11 protein-coding genes are annotated in these 17,537 nt (G+C 72.1%); 1 reads left to right on the forward strand and 10 read right to left on the reverse strand.

Annotated features, from left to right (window positions below):
- The first annotated feature begins 94 nt into the window (after positions 1 to 94).
- Positions 95 to 1,123 carry an ATP-dependent 6-phosphofructokinase gene (locus Y09_RS03150; RefSeq protein ID WP_053916202.1) on the forward strand — a complete coding sequence of 343 codons (1,029 nt, stop codon included), beginning with the start codon at positions 95 to 97 and terminating at the stop codon, positions 1,121 to 1,123.
- A 93-nt stretch (positions 1,124 to 1,216) separates the two neighbouring features.
- Here Y09_RS03150 and Y09_RS03155 read toward each other — a convergent pair whose 3' ends face one another.
- The 10 genes from Y09_RS03155 to Y09_RS03200 all read right to left on the reverse strand — a co-directional run bounded on the left by Y09_RS03155 (position 1,217) and on the right by Y09_RS03200 (position 17,448).
- On the reverse strand, positions 1,217 to 7,351 hold the full coding sequence (locus tag Y09_RS03155) for an Ig-like domain-containing protein (protein WP_053916203.1): 6,135 nt from the start codon (positions 7,349 to 7,351) through the stop codon (positions 1,217 to 1,219).
- A gap of 86 nt (positions 7,352 to 7,437) precedes the next feature.
- Complete coding sequence (locus Y09_RS03160) at positions 7,438 to 8,628, reverse strand: acyl-CoA dehydrogenase family protein (protein WP_053916204.1); 1,191 nt, start codon at positions 8,626 to 8,628, stop codon at positions 7,438 to 7,440.
- A 9-nt stretch (positions 8,629 to 8,637) separates the two neighbouring features.
- Positions 8,638 to 9,537, reverse strand: coding sequence for an endonuclease/exonuclease/phosphatase family protein (locus Y09_RS03165; RefSeq protein WP_053916205.1), 900 nt, complete (start codon positions 9,535 to 9,537; stop codon positions 8,638 to 8,640).
- A 24-nt stretch (positions 9,538 to 9,561) separates the two neighbouring features.
- The gene (gene dnaE / locus Y09_RS03170; RefSeq protein WP_053916206.1) at positions 9,562 to 13,140 is read right to left on the reverse strand and encodes a DNA polymerase III subunit alpha; all 3,579 of its coding nucleotides are present in this window, start codon (positions 13,138 to 13,140) and stop codon (positions 9,562 to 9,564) included.
- A gap of 268 nt (positions 13,141 to 13,408) precedes the next feature.
- On the reverse strand, positions 13,409 to 14,143 hold the full coding sequence (locus Y09_RS03175) for a hypothetical protein (protein ID WP_053916207.1): 735 nt from the start codon (positions 14,141 to 14,143) through the stop codon (positions 13,409 to 13,411).
- Between the two features lie 97 nt (positions 14,144 to 14,240).
- Positions 14,241 to 15,167 carry an RluA family pseudouridine synthase gene (locus Y09_RS03180; protein WP_053916208.1) on the reverse strand — a complete coding sequence of 309 codons (927 nt, stop codon included), beginning with the start codon at positions 15,165 to 15,167 and terminating at the stop codon, positions 14,241 to 14,243.
- Positions 15,164 to 15,850 carry a signal peptidase II gene (gene lspA, locus Y09_RS03185; protein WP_053916209.1) on the reverse strand — a complete coding sequence of 229 codons (687 nt, stop codon included), beginning with the start codon at positions 15,848 to 15,850 and terminating at the stop codon, positions 15,164 to 15,166. Before lspA ends, Y09_RS03180 begins: the two co-directional genes overlap by 4 nt.
- Entirely contained in the window at positions 15,847 to 16,536 is a 690-nt protein-coding gene (locus tag Y09_RS03190) for a DivIVA domain-containing protein (RefSeq protein WP_053916210.1), read from the reverse strand. The genes lspA and Y09_RS03190 overlap by 4 nt, the downstream gene beginning before the upstream one ends.
- A 128-nt stretch (positions 16,537 to 16,664) precedes the next feature.
- Positions 16,665 to 16,955 (reverse strand): YggT family protein, encoded by a 291-nt coding sequence (locus Y09_RS03195; RefSeq protein WP_053916211.1) that lies wholly within the window; start codon positions 16,953 to 16,955, stop codon positions 16,665 to 16,667.
- 7 nt (positions 16,956 to 16,962) lie between these two features.
- Entirely contained in the window at positions 16,963 to 17,448 is a 486-nt protein-coding gene (locus Y09_RS03200; protein ID WP_010551432.1) for a cell division protein SepF, read from the reverse strand.
- Positions 17,449 to 17,537: the final 89 nt, after the last annotated feature.

The raw sequence follows: 17,537 nt of genomic DNA on the forward strand, positions 1-17,537 counted from the left end.
CCCGGACGGGAGCCCCCGGGCCGTCTAGGGTGGAGGCGGAGCACGCCGAGGGGCGGCTCCGCCCGGACGCCCGAGAGAAGAGAGCCAGCCCGTCATGAAGATCGGAATCCTGACCTCCGGCGGCGACTGCCCCGGCCTGAACGCGGTGATCCGCGGAGCGGTGATCAAGGGCGATCGCCTCTTCGAGGACGAGTTCATCGGCTATCGCGACGGCTGGCGCGGCGTGATCGAGGAGGACTGGATGACCCTCCCCCGCCGTCGCGTGCGCGGCATCGGCCGGATCGGCGGCACGATCCTGGGCACCTCCCGCTCCAACCCCTTCCACGACGGGGCCGACGGCGCCGAGATCGTCCGGCGCCACATGGACGAGCAGGAGGTCGACGCGATCATCGCGATCGGCGGCGACGGCACGCTGTTCACCGCGAACCGTCTTTTCGAGGCGGGGGTGCCGGTGGTCGGCGTCCCCAAGACGGTCGACAACGACCTCGACGCGACCGACTACACCTTCGGCTTCCACACAGCGGTCGAGATCGCGACCGAGTCGCTGGACCGCCTGCGGATGACGGGCGACTCCCACCACCGCTGCATGGTGGCGGAGGTGATGGGCCGCTCGGTGGGGTGGATCGCGCTGCACTCGGGCATGGCCGCAGGCGCGCACGTGATCTGCCTGCCCGAGTTCCCGCTGAGCATCGAGGAGATCTGCGGCTACGTGCAGGCGGCCCACGACCGCGGTCGCGCCCCGCTGGTGGTGGTCGCCGAGGGTTTCGTGCCCTCCGATGCGCCCGAGGGCTTCATGGACTACGACCTCGACGAGTTCGGCCGGCCGCGCTTCGGCGGGGTCGCCGCGGCGCTCGCGCCGCTGATCGAGGAGCGCCTGGGCATCGAGTCGCGGGCGACGGTGCTGGGGCACATCCAGCGCGGCGGCGAGCCGACCGGCTACGACCGGGTGCTCGCCACCCGCCTGGGCACCGCGGCGGTCGACCTGGTACACGGCGGCGGCTTCGGACGGATGGTCGCGCTGCGGGGCACCGACATCGTCGACGTGCCGCTGACCGACGCGATCGACAGCCTGAAGACGGTGCCGGAGTCGCGCTGGCACGAGGCCGAGGTGCTCTTCGGCTGAGCCGCCGCGCGTCGGAGCCCATCGACCGCCGGTCGGGGACGGCCGACCATCGGTCGGAGGCGGCCGCAGGCCGGGGCCGGCCGGCGAGCGCGCTCAGCCGCCGATGGTGACGAACTGGCTGTAGTTCCCGTCGGCGTCGACGCCGCGGACGTAGAACTTGTCACCCTCGGGACGGTCCGTCGAGATCTCGAAGGGCCCGGTGCCGCCGGCGGAGCGCCACTCGTAGGAGGCATAGGTGCGCCACTCGTAGTCCACGGCCTTGAACGCGCCGGCCTTCGGCGTGACCCGGTAGGACTCGGTCCCGGTGCTCGTCGCCACCACGTCGAGCTCGATCGGCGGGAGGGAGGTGTCGTTCCACATCGGCGGGGTGGTGAAGCGGTAGGTCGTCGTGGCGCTGCGCAGCCCCTTGTCGTTCTCCGCGTAGGCGGTCACGGTGTACGTCGTCTCCGGGGCCACGTCGCAGGTGCTGCTGCCGTCGCCGGTCTTGGTGAGGCGATTGCAGGTGAAGCCCTGCGGCGAGAGGACGAGGTGCTTGAAGCCGGTCCCGCCAGCGTCGGCGGGCGCCATCGCGTCGAGCTTGATCCGGCAGTCGTCCAGCGAGTGGCAGATGAAGCCCGAGTTGTCGGCGGAGAGCCGCGGCGGGTCCGGGACGGTGTACGGCGTCACCGAGTTCGAGGCGGTCGACAGTGCGCTCTCCCCGCCCTCGAAGCGGTTGCGCGCCTGGACGGTGAAGCGGTGGGCGGTGCCGTTGGCGAGCCCGTCGACGGTGACCGAGGTGGTGCCGGCCGGCACCGTCCTCGAGCCGCCGCTCCAGCGGACCACGTAGTCCTTCACCGCGGTGCCGTTGCCGGCCGCGGGCGACCAGCTCACCGTCGCGCGGCCGTTCGGGCCCGTGCCCGTGGCGGCGTCGGGCAGGGAGGCCTTCACTCCCGTGGGCGCCTCGGGCACGGCCCAGGGCACGACGGTGTTCGAGGCTGCCGACGCCGGGCCGCGGCCCACCGAGTTCTCCGCCGTGATCGTGAAGGAGTAGCTGGTGTCAGGGTCGAGGCCGCGCAGCACGTGGGAGGTGGTCCCGCCGTCGACGCTCGCGCTGACCCCGCCGGTGCCGGTGATGAGGTAGGAGGTGATCGGCTCGCCGTTCGCGACGGCGTCGCTCGCGGCGGGCCAGCTCACGCGCACGCCGCCGCCGAGACGGTCGTTGGTGCGCTCGGCGGTGACCTTGCCGTCCAGGGCCGTCGGCGGCCCGGCCGGGTGCTCGGGCGAGGACCATCCCGACCATTCCGAGGGCTCCTCGGCGAGGTTCGAGGCCCGCACCCGGAAGCGGTGGTCGGTGCCGTTGGCGAGCCCCTCCCAGACCAGCTCGGTGGTGGCGGCCTCGACGGTGCGGGACTGCGTCTGCCCGCCGGCCTGCATCTCCAGCTCGTAGCTCTGCAGGGCGGAGCCGCGGTTCTCCGGCGCGGACCAGGAGACGCCCAGCTGTCCGTCGCCGCGGGTGACCGAGGGGGCGGCCGGCGCCTCGGGGCGCACGTCGGGTCGGGCGACGGCCGAGGGGGCCGAGGCCGGGGAGTCGCCGACGTCGTTGGTCGCCACGACCTGGAAGCGGTACTCGGTGCCGTTGGCGAGCCCGGTGAGGGTGCAGGAGGTCGAGGCGCATTCCTGGCTGACGGCCGGTCCGCTCGCGGAGGTGACGGTGTACCCGGTGATCGGGGCGCCGTTGTCGTCCCCGGCGGTGAACACCAGCTCCACGCTGCCGTCGCCGACCTCACCGATCCGCGGCGCGGAGGGGGCCTCGGGCTTCCCGCGCACGGTCGCGCGGATCTCCCCGACGGCGCGACGGGCCGGGTCGCCGGTGCGGTCCTCGACCGTGTAGGAGGCGCTGAGCACGCCGGCGAAGTCCGCGTCCGGGGTGAGGACCACCCTGTCGCCGGCCACGTCGACGCTCCCGCTGCCGTTCGTGAGCTGCGCGGAGACGAGCTCGAGCGGCTCGCCGGGGAAGGGGTTGGAGTCGTTCTCGAGCACGGGCAGCTCCTCGGTGCGGCCCGCGTCGATCTCGACGACGTCCATCACCGCCGTGGCGAGGGGGCGGGTGCTGCCGACGACGATCACCTGGAAGCTCGCGTCGACCGGCTCCGTCTCGCCGTCGGTGACGGTCATCGGCTGCTCGGCGCTCGCCCCGAGGGTCGCGTCCGCGCTCGCGGTGACGGCGAGTCGGCCGTCGACGATCTCCGCGGTGACGCCCTCGGGCAGCTCCGCCTCGCCCAGCGCGAAGTCGAGCGGGTCGCCGTCGGGGTCCTCCGCGGCGGTGGCCAGGTCGACCGTGGTCGCCGACCCGCCTACCTCGACCTCGAGCACCGAGCCGCGCAGGGTGGGCGGGAGGTTCGTGTCCCCGGGCAGCACCTGCACCGGGATCGACATCGTCCCGGTCGCGGCGGTGGCGTCCCCGGCCGGGCCGTCGGAGACCTCGAGGGAGATCGCGTCCCGGCCGACGAAGTCGGCGGCAGGACGGTACAGCAGCGTGGTCTCGTCGACCACGAGATCGGTGCCGTCGGTGTGCCCGGCGGCGACGGTCGAGGGATCCACGATGCGGGCGCCGTCCGCGCCGGGACGCACCCGCACGGCCTGGGGGTCGGTGAGGTCGATGCTCTTCTCGCCGCCGGCGACGACCTCGAGCGGCTCCCCCGCCCAGACGGGCGCGATGCGGGAGGTGCCGGGCACCCACACGTAGCCGCTCGAGGTCTGGCCGTCGAGGTCGGTGATCGTGTAGCGCAGGCGCTGCTGCTCCTCGCCGGGGGTGAGGGTGAGGATCCGGCCGTCGAGGCTCGCGCCCTCGGCCGCGGTGTCGAGGCTGACCTCGAGGTCGGCGACGCTGCCGTCGGGATCGCGGTCGTTGGCCAGGAGGTCCACGCGGATCGGCCCGCGGTCGGGGTCCAGCACGTCCGCGGGGTCGACGTGGTCGTCGGTCGCGATCGGCTCGAGCAGCGGGGCGTTCGGGTCCACGCGCACGGTGAGGGTCGCGGCGCTGGCGAGCTGCCCGTCGGTGATCCGGTGCAGGATCGTGTGGGTGCCGGGCTCGGCGGGGGCGACGGCGGTGATCCGATGCGCGGAGCGGTGCTCGTCCGGGGGCAGCACCTCGATGCCGGTGGTCGGCTCGATGCTGTCCGGCACGAGGGAGAGCTCGTCGCTCTCCGGATCGGAGTCGTTCTCGAGGACGGGCACCTCGATCTCGCGCTCGGGACGCACGTCGACCTGGTCGTCGACCGCGTAGGGCGGCTGGTTCCGGTCGGTGGGGGCGGCGACGCCGACGAGCACCTCGGCGGTGCCGACGGCGCCGGAGGGGTCCATCACCTGGTAGCGGAAGCGGTCGGTGCCCACGGCGCCCTCGTCGGGCAGGTACTCGATCCAGGTGCCGTGGGCGCTGACGATCCTGCCCAGCTCGGGCGCGGGCTCGGAGGCGCCCATGAGCATCACCGAGTCGCCGTCGGGGTCGATCCCGGAGGTGGGCACGGGGATCCGCACCGAGGTGCCGGCGACGGCGCGGGCGGTGAGGGACTCGGGGCGCGGCGCGGTGTTCGGGGCGTCGGCGGGCACGATCCGCACGGTGACGCGGGCGGCGCCGCTGCGGCCGGTCGCATCGAGCACCTCGTAGGTGAAGGTCGCCTCGCCGCGCGCCGACGGGTCGGCGGTGAAGCGGATCTGCTGGTCGTGCCGCTCGACCTGTCCGAGCCCCTCGAGGCCGGCCGTGTCGGTGATCTCGCCGAGCGACAGATCGGAGCCGGTGGGAGAGAGGTCGTTGTCCAGCACGTCGAGCATGACCATGTCCCCGGCGCGCACGATCCCGTCGTCGCGGGCGCCGACGGGGTTCGCGAACTGGGTGTCGGTGCGGGCGAGCATCACGCGCACCGTGCCGGTGGTGCTGCCGGCGGAGTTCGCGACCTCGTAGCTCAGCGGGATCGGCTCCGCCCCCACCTCGGCATCCGGGGACGCCTCGACGCGCAGGAGGTGGTGGCCGACGACGGTGGCCTTCAGCCCGCTGCCGTCCGGGACCTGCACCGAGCCGAGCACGAGCACGCCCCCGGTGGGGTCCACGTCGTTCTCCAGCGGGTCCACGAGCACGTCCCCGCCGGTGGTGGCCAGCGCCATGTCGTCGACGGGCACCGGGAGCAGCGACTCCTCGGCCGGGTCGACCACGTCGATGCGCAGCAGCCCGGTGGAGCTGGCCGAGGTGGCGGAGGCGGTGTACTGCAGGTAGTAGGTGCCGACCTCACCGCTCGCGCGGACGGTGCCGGTGACCGGATCGGCCTCGATCTCGAGCCCTTCGACCTCCTCGACGTGGGTCAGCTCGAGCTGACCGCCCGCCGGGTTGATGTCGTTGACCAGGGGCTTCACGGTGCCGGTGCGGCCGGTGACGACCCTGAGATGGTCGGTGGTGGTGATCGGTGCGAGGTCGGGGTCGGTGACCGCCTCGACCTCGAGCACGTGCTCGGAGGCGGCGCCGTGCTCGTCGCGGAAGGTGAGCGCGACCTGCTTGGGGCCGGTGACGAGCCCGGCGTCGTCGACGGTGACGGTGCCGTCGGGGCGGAAGGTGACCAGGTCCTCGGGGGCGATGGCGGCGTCGGCGAGGTAGAAGGCGTCGCCCTCGGGGTCCTCCCAGTAGGGCAGCACGTTCAGCGTCACCGACTCCCCCGAGAGCACCTGGACCCTGGTGATGGCCTGGTCGGCGGGTTCGGGGGCGGTGTTCTCCCCGGGGGCGTGCACGGTGAGGGTCACGGTCGCGGTGTCGGTGCCGCCGCGTCCGTCGGAGACCTCGTAGGTGAAGGTGGAGGTGCCGCTCGCGTCCTCGTCGACGGCGACCTGCAGCTGGGTGCCGCCGCGGATCGGGGTGACGGTCCCGGCCTCGGGCTGGGCGCCCTTGACGTCGGCGAGCAGCACGTCTCCGTCGGGGTCGGTGTCGTTGCGGGTCACGGGCAGGACGACGTTCGCGCCGGGGCGCACCCCGTGCTCGTCGTCGTTGGCGACGGGCGGACGGTTCTCCTGGTCCCGCTCCTCCTCGACGTCGGTGATCGTGGTGGTGACCGTCTCCTCCTCGACCTCCTTCTCGTCCTGCTGGATGTCCTGGGTGATGACCCAGTCGTCGACCAGGGCCATGTCCTTCTGGATCGTCCAGGAGGCGGAGCCGCTCGCGTCGTCCAGGACGACGAGGTCGTGGTTCTCGCGCAGCACGAGCTCCGCGCCGGCGTCCGCCTCGGGGACCGCCTCGAGCACGGGCTCCGCGCCGTCGCAGATCCGGGCGTAGCGCAGGGAGCCGTTCCAGGCGCCGTAGGTGCAGGAGCCGGCCCGGACCGGGACGGCGGGGGTGCCGGTGCCGCCGGCGGGATGCTCCACGATCTCGCCCCGGCCGAGCGGGACCTCCAGCAGCACGTCCTCGGTCGCGACGGCGAGTCGGTCGCTCTCCGGGCCTGGGGCCTGGAACTCGATCCCGGCGGCGTCGGAGACCCCGGCCTCGGTGAGGTCGACGGCGCGCAGGCGGGTGCCGAGGCGCAGCTGGCGCTTCTCGCGGTCCAGCACCACCGGCTCCTCGCCGACGGCGCTGAGGGCGACCTCGTCCCCGGCTCCGGTCAGGCCGCCGACGGTGAGGGGGTCCTCCTGGCGCGGGGAGGAGGTGTCGAGGGTGCGGGGGAAGCGCAGCAGCTGGTCGCCGTCGAGGACGAGCACGGTCCCGGCGTCGGTGACCGCGATCTGCGGCGCCCCGCCGTCGGTGGTGTGGACGGGCTCGACCGCGGAGGTGGTGAAGGCCGCCGCCTGCTCGGGGGTGAGGATCCAGACCCGTCCGTCGGGCGCGGCGATCGCGATGCGGTCCCCGCCGAGCGCGACCTCGGTCTCGGGCGGGAGCTCGATGGTGCCGCCGCGGACGATCGAGGCGGTGTTGATCATGGTGTAGCCGCGGCCGCCGACCGTCATCACGGTGTACCCGGACTGCAGGATCTCGAGCTCGTCGCCGACGATGCTCAGGCGCGCGTCGAGCTCGCCCGCGTCGACGTTCATCCTCCCGATCATCCCGTCGCCGCGGTGGCTGACCCACACGCCGCCGTCGGACACCTCGATCTGGGAGGACTCCTGGCCGGGGTGGCGCAGCGCGAAGGCGGTGAGCACGAGCGCGAGGAGCGCGATCACGGCGGTGGAGATCGTGGTGCCCCGTCGGCGCGCGGGCGCCGTCGTCGACCGGCTCACTGCGGTGCTCCCCTTCCCCTGGCCGCAGTCTCCCCCGCTCTCCCCCGAGCATCGGCTGCGACGGCCTGATCATAGCCGTCGCACGGTCAGCGCGGGGAGCCGATCTCGCCCAGCAGCGCCTTGGCGTAGGAGGCGTGGACGGACTCCTCGTCGGAGGGGTGGTAGAGCCCGGCGCGCACGTCGCGGGAGAGGCGCTCGAGCTCGCTGCGGCGGAAGTACTGGGCGCCGCCGCTGGCGCGCAGCGCCTGGTCGACCGCGGCGATCGCGGCCTCGGTGGCGCGGGACTTCACCCCGGAGAAGTGCAGGAACCAGCGCGGCCCGTGGTCGCTCGTGCCCGGGCCGCTCTCCCCGGTGCCGAGCGCGTCGAGGTCGGCGAGGACCTTCTCGGCCTGCAGCACCGCGCCGTCGAGGCGGATCGCGGCGTCGGCGAGGCGCCAGCGGATGTCGGGGTCGTCGGCGTGGACGATGCCCTTGGTGGCGTTGCGGCGGGTGGTCGCGATCGAGCTGCCCACCTCCACGGCGCGCTGCGCGACCCCGGTGTACACCGAGGCGATCAGCAGCTCGAAGGCGCCGAAGATCCCCATCACGAAGGGGTCGGTGTTGGGGCCGACGGGGGTGGTGGTCAGCACCCGCTCCGCCGTGACGGCCGCGCCGTCCAGACGCGTCGTGCGGGACTGGGAGGGGCGCATGCCGTGGGTGTCCCAGTCGTCGAGGGTCTCGACGTGCTCGTCGCGCTCGATCACCCCGAACACGAGCCGGGGGTCGTCCTCGCGCGCGACGGCGACCCGGCCGTGCACGACCAGGCGGTCCCAGACGGGGGCGAGGGAGGTGAAGATCTTGGTGCCGGTGAGGTGGAAGCCGTCGCCGTCGGGGACGGCGCGGGTGGCGGAGTCGAAGAGCATCGCGTCGTTGCCCGCCTCGGAGATCCCGAAGGCGAACAGCTTCTCCGCGGCGGCGTCCTCGAGGATGGTGCGCACGGGCTCCGCGCCGAGGCGGTGGGCGTGCAGCGCGGCGCCGGTGACGACGAGGTGCATGTTCATCGACAGGGCGGTGGCGGGGGCGGCGCCGGCCAGGCGGCGCTGGACGCGCGCGGCCTCCAGCAGGCTGCCCCCGAGTCCGCCGAGCTCGCGGGGGACCAGCAGGCGCAGGTATCCGCGCTCGCGCAGGTCGGCGAGGTCCTGCTCGGGGAAGGTGTTCTCCCGGTCGTGGACCACCGCGCGCTCGCGGAAGGTCTCCAGCAGGGAGTCGGGCAGCAGCTCCTCGGCGATGACGCTCATGGGTCCACGCTAGTCCAGGTCCCACACGGTGCGGGGCTCCGGGCCGGGTCCGTGGTCGTGCGGGGCGGTCCGGGCGCGCAGCGTCGCCACGACGGGGCGGTGGTCGGAGTCGGTGAGCGGACCGGTGGCGAGGTCCAGCACGTCCACCGCGCCGCGCACCCACAGCGAGTCGATGCGGCGCACGGGGACGCGCGCCGGGTGGGTCGGGCGCGCGCGGGGGCCCGTCAGCGCGGAGAGCACGGCCAGTTCCCGCAGGCCGCGCCCGGGTCCGCGCAGCGCGTCGGCCGCCTCCCGCCAGCCGGCGGCGGCGAGCGGTGCGAGCTCGGGGCGGTGCGGGGCGGCGTTGAGGTCGCCGAGCAGCACGGCCGGTCCGGTGATCCCCTCGGCGCGGCGGAGGATGCCGAGCACCTCCGCGGTGCGGTGCTGGGGCAGGTCGTTGTCCAGATGGGTGACCAGCAGGTCGAGCGCATCGCCGCCGCGGGTCACCTGCGCGTGCAGCACCCCGCGAGGCTCGTGCCGCGCAGGGGCGCTCGGGTGCGCGGGAAGGGCGTGCATCACGGGGCCCGTGAGCGCATGCGGGGTGAGCAGCGCGACCCCGTAGCGGCGGCGCGGGCCGTCGGGCCGGAGGGGCGGCAGGTCGAGCGCGGCCCCGAAGGCGACCTCCCAGCCCAGCAGCTCCGCGAGCCGGGAGGCCTGGTCCTCGTGCCCCGAGCGGGGCCCGTAGGCGACGTCCACCTCCTGCAGGCCGATCGCGTCGACCTGCAGCGCGGCGATCGTCCGGGCAGTGCGGGCGAGGTCCACCCGTCCGTCGCGGCCCAGGCAGTGGCGGATGTTGAAGGTCGCGATGCGCCAGGACGCGGGCCGCCGTGGACCGTCCCCGGCGCCGCGCCGCACGGACGGCGTGCTCACGCCGTCACCCTCGCGCTGCCGTGCTCAGGAGAGGCATCCCGGGCCCAGCAGGGCCTTCAGCGAGGCGTACAGCGCGGCCGACGGGGTGACCGCGAGGCGCTTGTCCAGCTGCATCAGGGTCGTGCGGCCGGGCTCCTGGAGCTTGACCCGCACCTCGGAGGAGCCGGGGTTGTCCTCGAGCACGCCGCGGAGGTCGCCGACCACCTTCTCGGTGGCGCGCAGGGCGGGCAGGGCGATGGTGACGGGCCCGTCGACCCCTCCCCCGGTCTCCGGGATCGTCATCTCCATGACCCGCAGCTCGGGCATGCCCTTAGAGGTGTCGACCCGGCCCTTCATCGAGACGACGAGGTCCTCGGCGAGCTCGGAGGCGACGGTCATGTAGGTCGAGGGGAACATCAGGCAGTCGATCGAGCCCTCGAGGTCCTCGACCGTGGCGATCGCCCACATGTCGCCCTTCTTGGTGGTCTTGCGCTGCAGGGTGGTGATCAGCCCCGCGATCGTGACCATCTCGCCGTCCTTGACGGCGCCCTCGTCGGCCAGCGAGCTGATGGAGGTGGAAGAGTTCTGGGCGATGACGTGCTCGAGCCCGTACAGGGGATGGTCCGAGACGTACAGGCCCAGCATGTTGCGCTCGAAGGCGAGCAGCTCCTTGCGGTCCCACTCGGGCAGGTCCGGGATGGTCAGCGTCGCGGCGGAGCCGGAGGCCATCGCGTCCGCGCCCTCGCCGCCGCCCGCGCCGCCGAAGACATCGGCGAAGAGGTCGTACTGGCCCTGGGCCTCCTTGCGCTTGACGTCGACGACCGAGTCGACGGCGTCCTCGTGGATCAGCACGAGGGAGCGGCGGTTGTGGCCGAGGGAGTCGAAGGCGCCGCCCTTGATCAGCGACTCGATGGTGCGCTTGTTGCACACCGACAGCGGGACCTTGTCCAGGAAGTCCGTGAAGGAGGTGAAGGCGCCCTTCTCCTCGCGGGTGCGGATGATCTCCTCGACCACGTTCGCGCCGACGTTGCGGATCGCGGAGAGGCCGAAGCGGATGTCGTCGCCGACGGCGGAGAAGTACAGGTCGGACTCGTTGACGTCCGGGGGCAGCACGGTGATGCCGCGGTGGCGGCAGTCGCCGAGGTAGAGGCCGAGTCGGTCGCGGTTCTCCTGGGTGGAGGTCAGCAGCGCGGCCATGTACTCGGTGGGGTGGTTCGCCTTGAGGTAGGCGGTCCAGTACGAGACCACGCCGTAGGCGGCGGAGTGGGACTTGTTGAAGGCGTAGTCCGCGAAGGGCAGCAGCGTCTCCCACAGCGCCTGCACGGCGGCGTCGGAGTAGCCGTTGTCCTTCATGCCCGCCTCGAAGGAGACGTACTGCTTGTCCAGCTCCGCCTTCTTCTTCTTGCCCATGGCGCGGCGGAGGATGTCCGCCTCGCCGAGCGAGTAGCCGGCGACCTTCTGCGCCGTCTGCATCACCTGCTCCTGGTAGACGAGCACGCCGTAGGTCTCGTCGAGGATCTCCGAGAGCGGCTCCTCGAGCTCGGGGTGGATCGGCGTGATCTCCTGCAGGCCGTTCTTGCGCAGCGCGTAGTTGGTGTGCGAGCCCATGCCCATCGGGCCCGGACGGTACAGCGCCGAGACGGCGGTGATGTCCCCGAACTGGTCGGGCTTCATCTGCCGCAGCAGGGTGCGCATGCCGGAGCCGTCGAGCTGGAACACCCCGAGGGTGTCGCCGCGCTGGAGCAGGTCGTAGGTCGCCGGGTCGTCGAAGGGCAGGGTCTCCAGGTCCGGCGGGGTCTTCCCGTTGCGGGACATGTTCTCCACCGCGTCGGAGAGGACGGTGAGGTTCCGCAGCCCCAGGAAGTCCATCTTCAGCAGGCCGAGCGTCTCGCAGGTCGGGTACTCGAACTGGGTGATGATCTGACCGTCGGAGGGGCGGCGCATCATCGGGATGATGTCGGTGAGGGTGTGGCTGGACATGATGACCGCGCAGGCGTGCACGCCCCAGCCGCGGGTCAGGCCCTCCACGCCCTTGGCGATCTCGACGACCTTCTGGACGTCGGGGTCCTCGTCGTGCATGCGGCGGAACTCGGTCGCCTCCGCGTAGCGCTTGTTCTCGGGGTCGAAGATCCCGTTGATCGGGATGTCCTTGCCCATCACCGCCGGCGGCAGCGCCTTGGTGATCTTGTCCCCCATCGCGAAGGGGTAGTCGAGCACGCGGGCGGCGTCCTTGATGGAGTTCTTCGTCTTCATGACGCCGTAGGTGACGACCTGGGAGACCTTGTCGTCGCCGTACTTCTGCTCGACGTACTCGATGACCTCGCCGCGGCGGCGATCATCGAAGTCGACGTCGAAGTCGGGCATGGAGACGCGGTCCGGGTTCAGGAACCGCTCGAAGAGCAGGCCGTGCTCGATCGGGTCGAGGTCGGTGATGCGCATGGCGTAGGCGACCATGGAGCCTGCGCCGGAGCCACGGCCGGGGCCGACGCGGATCCCCTGCTCCTTGGCCCACTTGATGTAGTCGGAGACGACCAGGAAGTAGCCGGGGAAGCCCATCTGGAGGATGATCCCGACCTCGTAGTCGGCGCGCTTCTGGACCTCGTCGGGGATGCCGGAGGGGTAGCGGTACTCGAGCCCGTCCTGGACCTGCTTGACGAACCACGACTCCTCGTCCTCCCCGCCCGGGGTGGGGAAGTGGGGCATGTAGTTCGCGCCCTCGTTCGTGGTGGTGAAGGAGACGTCGCACATCTCGGCGATGCGCAGCGTGTTGTCGCAGGCCTCGGGGAACTCACGGAACAGCTCCCGCATCTGCTGGGCGGACTTCAGGAAGTAGCCGGAGCCGCCGAACTTGAAGCGGTCGGGGTCGTTCAGGCGCGAGCCGGAGTTGATGCACAGCAGCACGTCCTGGATGGTGGCGTCCTGCTCGGTGACGTAATGGAGGTCGTTGGTCGCCACCAGCGGCGCACCGACGGCCTTGGCGACCTCGAGCAGGTCCTTGGTCACGCGCTTCTCGATGTCGAGCCCGTGGTCCATCAGCTCGATGAAGTAGCTGTCCCTGCCGAACATGTCCTGGAACTCGCCGGCGGCCTTCACGGCCTCGTCGAACTGTCCCAGCCGCAGGCGGGTCTGCACCTCGCCGGAGGGACAGCCGGAGGTGGCGATCAGGCCCGGCGCGTACTTCGAGAGGATCTCGCGGTCCATCCGCGGCCACTTGCCCATCTGCCCGTCGAGGGACGCGGCCGAGCCGAGGCGGAAGAGGTTGTGCATGCCCTCGGTCGACTTCGACAGCAGGGTCATGTGGGTGTAGGCGCCGCGGGCGGAGACGTCGTCGCCCGCCGCCTGCTGCTCCTTGGTGCCCCACTGCACGCGGGTGCGGTCATGACGACTCGTCCCGGGAGTCACATAGGCCTCGATGCCGACGATGGGCTTGACCCCGGCGTCGGTCGCGGCCTTGTAGAACTCGTAGGCGCCGAAGAGATAGCCGTGGTCGGTGATCGCCACCGCCTGCTGGCCCTGGTTCACCGTCTCGGCGACCAGCTTGTCGATCTTCGCGGCGCCGTCCAGCAGCGAGTAGTCGGTGTGGACGTGGAGATGGACGAAGTCATCGGAACCCGCAGAAGCCATGCCCACCAGCGTAGCCGCGAGGGCCGACGGGCGAGCGCTCAGGCGGGGGTCGGAGAGGTCACCCCGGCGCGTCCGGCGTGTCGGGAATCCGCCGGCGCACCGGGGCGTTGAAGGGCGCTGCTCAGCCGGATCCTCGGCGCGGGTCCGCGACCTCGGCGTGGGTGCGCAGGATGGACGTCGCAGTTCACGCTGCCCGTGAGGAGGGCGCCCCGTTCATTCGGCGAGGGGTCAGGGCACGGGCGGGGACGCTTCCGCGCGCCCGGCGTGCTCAGCCCCGGCCGTCGTCCTCCGCCGCCTGCTCGCGCTGCATGTCCGCCATGAGCGTGTTCATGTAGTCGTGGACGTCCTCGAAGCTGAGGCGTCGCTCGTCGCGGCGCGGCGGGATCCCGCCCACGAAGGCGCCGCCGTGCCAGGCCAGGGAGTCGTCCGGCAGGGTCGGGTCGTCGTCGCGCCACAGGTCGATCGGGATCGCATGGGCGGCGAGGTCGCGGGCGATCTCGTCGGCGCGGGCCGGGTCCCCGGAGCGCTGCAGCACCGAGACGAGCAGGGACTGCGCCGCCCAGGCGAGGGCGTCGTCGTCGCTGCGCTCCCCCGGCTCGACCGACTCCTGGACGAGGGCGACGTAGCTCGCGGCGAGCTCGTCGGCCCCGTCCTCGTAGTGGTCCTTCGCCACGCGCAGCGCGACCTTCGGCACCAGATCCCGCGCCTCCCACAGCACCGCGGCGCCGACGAGCGCCATGCCCACGCCGGTCGGGAAGTCGGGGTCCAGGGCGAGCTCGGAGCTCGGGGGCCGTCCGGCGCGGCGGTCGTCATCGGCGGCGAGGAACTCCTCGACGGAGCGTGCGAGCGCGGCACGCACCCGCTCGTCGTCGCGCAGCGCGAGCTCGGCACCCTCGGGGTCGAGGCCCAGGCGGCGCGCGACGCGGGCGACGGGGAAGTCGGGGCGGGACAGGGCGGCATCCCGGGTGGGGGTCAGCGCTCCGGAGGTCTGCTCGTCGGTCATGGCTCGACGGTAACCCCTGCATGGCCGATGCCGGTGACGCCGACACCCGGGCAACGCGCGGGGCGACACCAGAGCTGTGCGCCACGCCCCGCCCTGCTCAGCGCTCCCTGAGCCGCTCGAGCGCCTGCTGGAGGTCGTCCGGGTAGGTGGAGGCGTAGGTGACCTCGCGCCCGCTGACGGGATGGACGAAGGTGAGCTCCATCGCGTGCAGCCACTGCCGCACCAGGCCCACCTTCGTCGCCAGGGTCGGGTCCGCGCCGTAGAGCGGGTCGCCGACCAGGGGATGTCGCAGCGCGGCCATGTGCACGCGGATCTGGTGGGTGCGGCCGGTCTCCAGGCCCACACGCAGCAGGGTCGCGCCGCGCAGCTCCTCGAGGGTCTCGTAGTGGGTGACCGAGTGCTTGCCGTCCTCGCGCACCGCGAACTTGTAGTCGTGGCTCGGCGAGCGGCCGATGGGCGCGTCGATCGTGCCGGAGGGCTGATCGGGCGCCCCCTGGCACACCGCGTGGTACACCTTCCCCACCTCGCGGGCGCGGAAGGCGTCCTTCAGCGTGGTGTAGGCGCGCTCGGTGCGGGCGACGACCATGAGCCCGCTGGTCCCGACGTCCAGACGGGAGACGATCCCCTGCCGCTCGGGGTCGCCGCTGGTGCGGATCGAGACGCCGGCGGCGGCGAGATGGCCCAGCACCGTCGGCCCGGACCAGCCGGCGCTCGGATGCGCAGCGACGCCCACGGGCTTGTCGATCACGACGATGTCGTCGTCCTGGTGGATGAGGCTCATGCCCTCGGCGATCTGGGGCCGGACCTCGACGGCCGGCTTCTCGTCCGGCAGCTCGACGTCCACCACCGCGCCGGGCTCGAGACGGGTGGAGCGGGCGGGGACCTGGCCGTCGACCAGGACGTGCCCGGCCAAGACGAGGTCGGCGGCGCGGGTGCGGGACAGGCCCAGCATGCGGGAGATGCCCACGTCCACGCGCTCCCCGGCGAGGCCGTCGGGGACCATCAGGGTGCGGGAGGCGCTCACTTCTCCGCCTCCGGAGAATCCTCCGCCGGGTCTCCCGTCGACGGCTCGGCGGAACGGGCCTGCTCCTGCTCGGCGCCGGCCTGCTTCTGCTCGGCGCGGGCCTGCTCCTGCTCGGCCTCGGCCTGCTCCTGCGCGGCGCGGGCGGGATCGGCGTCGAGGCCGAACAGCCCCAGCACGATCACCAGGATCGCCCCGCCCACCACGGCCATGTCGGCGACGTTGAAGACGGGCCAGTTCGGCAGCTCGAGGAAGTCGACGACCGCGCCGTGGAAGGGGCCGGGGGCCCGCAGCAGGCGGTCGTGGATGTTGCCGAGCGCGCCGCCCATGATCAGACCGAGGGCCAGCGCGTACCAGGGCGAGCGGACCGAGCGGACCGCGAAGGCGATCACGCCGATCACGATCGCGATCTGCAGGCAGGTGACCACCGGGGTGATCTCCGCGCCCATCCCCCAGGCCGCGCCGGTGTTGTACAGCAGGGTCAGCTGCAGCACCTCGCCGAGGAAGGGCTGGGGGTCGAGCTCGGGGAGGGTCGCCACCGCCCAGTTCTTCGTCACCTGGTCCGCGACCAGGAGCACGACCGCGAGCAGGCCGACGACGGCGAGGACGGCGGGGCGGCTCAGACGGCGACGAGCGCCGGACCTCTGCGGGCCGGCGCTCGTCGACGCGGGGTCAGGAGTGCTCACAGACCGAAGTTCGCCTGCTTGTCCTGCGTCTCGCTCGTGTCGAGCTCGCGCAGCTGGTTCTCCAGGTAGTTGCGCAGACGGTTGCGGTAGTCGCGCTCGAAGTTGCGCAGGCCCTCGATGGTCTTGTCGAGCTCGGCCTTCTTCGTCTCGAGCTCGGCCAGCGTGGTGCGGGACTTCTCCTCGGCCTCGCCGACGATGCGCTTGTGCTCCTCATTCGCCTCGGTGATGAGCCGGTCGCGCTCGTCCTCGCCGTTCTTGACGTGCTCGTCGTGCAGGCGGTTGGCCAGGGCGATGATGCCGGCAGCGGACTGGTCCGGGGTCTGCACAGAGGCGGGGACGGGCTCCTCGGCCGCGGCCGAGGGCTCCTCGTCGGCGACGACGGCCTGCGGGGCGGTCTCATCGGCGGCGGAGTCGGGCACCTCGGAGACGAGGGGCTCGTCGTCCTGGTCCTCGGCCTCGACGGCCGGGCCGGCGGCCGCGGCAGGAGCACCGGACTCGAGCTCAGCGATGCGGTTGTGCGCCTCCTCGAGCTCCTTCTTCAGGCGCTCGTTCTCGGAGATCAGTTCCTTCAGGCGGGGTTCGACCTCGTTGTCGAGGAAGTTGTCGACCTCGTCCATGTCGTAACCCTCGGAGAACCGGACCGGGGTGAACCGCTGATTCATCAGGTCTTCGGGCATCAGAGCCATGGGTCACCTTTTCGTCATTCGTGAGTCGGTTTGCGCGGTGAGGCGCGGTGCGGACAGCCTAGCGGATCGGCGGCTGACCCCTGCATCGGGGCCGGGAGAATCGCGCACCTCACATCGCCGGGTCGTGATCAGGCCGCGAGGCCTGCGAGGACGCGCAGCACGATCCAACCCACGATCAGGAGGATCATCAGGGACAGGTCCAGGCTCACCGCACCGAGCCGCACCGGGGGGATCAGACGGCGCAAGAGCTTGACCGGGGGGTCCGTCAGCGTGAAGACCACCTCGAAGAGCACCAGCACCAGTCCCGAGGGGCGGAACTCGCGGGCATAGCCCTGGATCCACTCGAGCACCAGGCGCGCCAGGAGCAGGAGCAGATAGAGCAGGACTGCGAGATAGAGGATCCCGGCGACGAGCTGCACGGGATGCTCAGCTCTGGTTGTAGAAGCTGCCCTCGTCGGCCGAGGAGTCCCCGTCGACCTGGACGAACTCCGGCGACAGCAGGAACACCTTGGAGGTGACGCGCTCGATCGTGCCGCGCAGGCCGAAGACGAGGCCGGCGGAGAAGTCGACCATGCGCTTGGCGTCGCCGTCCTGCATGTCCGAGAGGTTCATGATCACCGGCACGCCGTCACGGAAGGACTCGCCGATCGCCTTGGCGTCGTTGTACGACCGCGGATGGATCGTGGTGATGCGCTGCATCGACTCCTCCACTGCCGGGGCCATCGCGACCACGTTCGAGTGCTGACGGATCGGGGTCACCTGGGCCTCCCGTTCGATGGTGGGCTCGGGCGCCCGCTCGGTGCGGCGGGACGGAGCAGGCTGCTCCTCGCGGTACCGCTCGTCCTCGTAGTACTCGTCGTCGACCTCGTTGGCGAGGCCGAGTGCGACCATGGCGTTGCGCCAGGTTCCCATCGCAGATCTCCCAGTCGTTGTTCGCGCTGACCTGGGCCCCAGGGAAGCACGGGGAGTGCGCGGGAGCCCGTTGACTCGAAAGTACAGCA

Source organism: Brachybacterium sp. SW0106-09 (assembly GCF_001293905.1).
In the GTDB taxonomy this organism is placed as follows: domain Bacteria; phylum Actinomycetota; class Actinomycetes; order Actinomycetales; family Dermabacteraceae; genus Brachybacterium; species Brachybacterium conglomeratum.

Bases quoted from the DNA above. Each gene is read 5' to 3' on its own strand.
- Y09_RS03150 (WP_053916202.1), top strand. From the start codon at position 95: ATGAAGATCGGAATCCTGACCTCCGGCGGCGACTGCCCCGGCCTGAAC.
- Y09_RS03190 (WP_053916210.1), bottom strand. From the start codon at position 16,536: ATGGCTCTGATGCCCGAAGACCTGATGAATCAGCGGTTCACCCCGGTC.
- Y09_RS03160 (WP_053916204.1), bottom strand. From the start codon at position 8,628: ATGAGCGTCATCGCCGAGGAGCTGCTGCCCGACTCCCTGCTGGAGACC.
- Y09_RS03200 (WP_010551432.1), bottom strand. From the start codon at position 17,448: ATGGGAACCTGGCGCAACGCCATGGTCGCACTCGGCCTCGCCAACGAG.
- dnaE (WP_053916206.1), bottom strand. From the start codon at position 13,140: ATGGCTTCTGCGGGTTCCGATGACTTCGTCCATCTCCACGTCCACACC.
- Y09_RS03175 (WP_053916207.1), bottom strand. From the start codon at position 14,143: ATGACCGACGAGCAGACCTCCGGAGCGCTGACCCCCACCCGGGATGCC.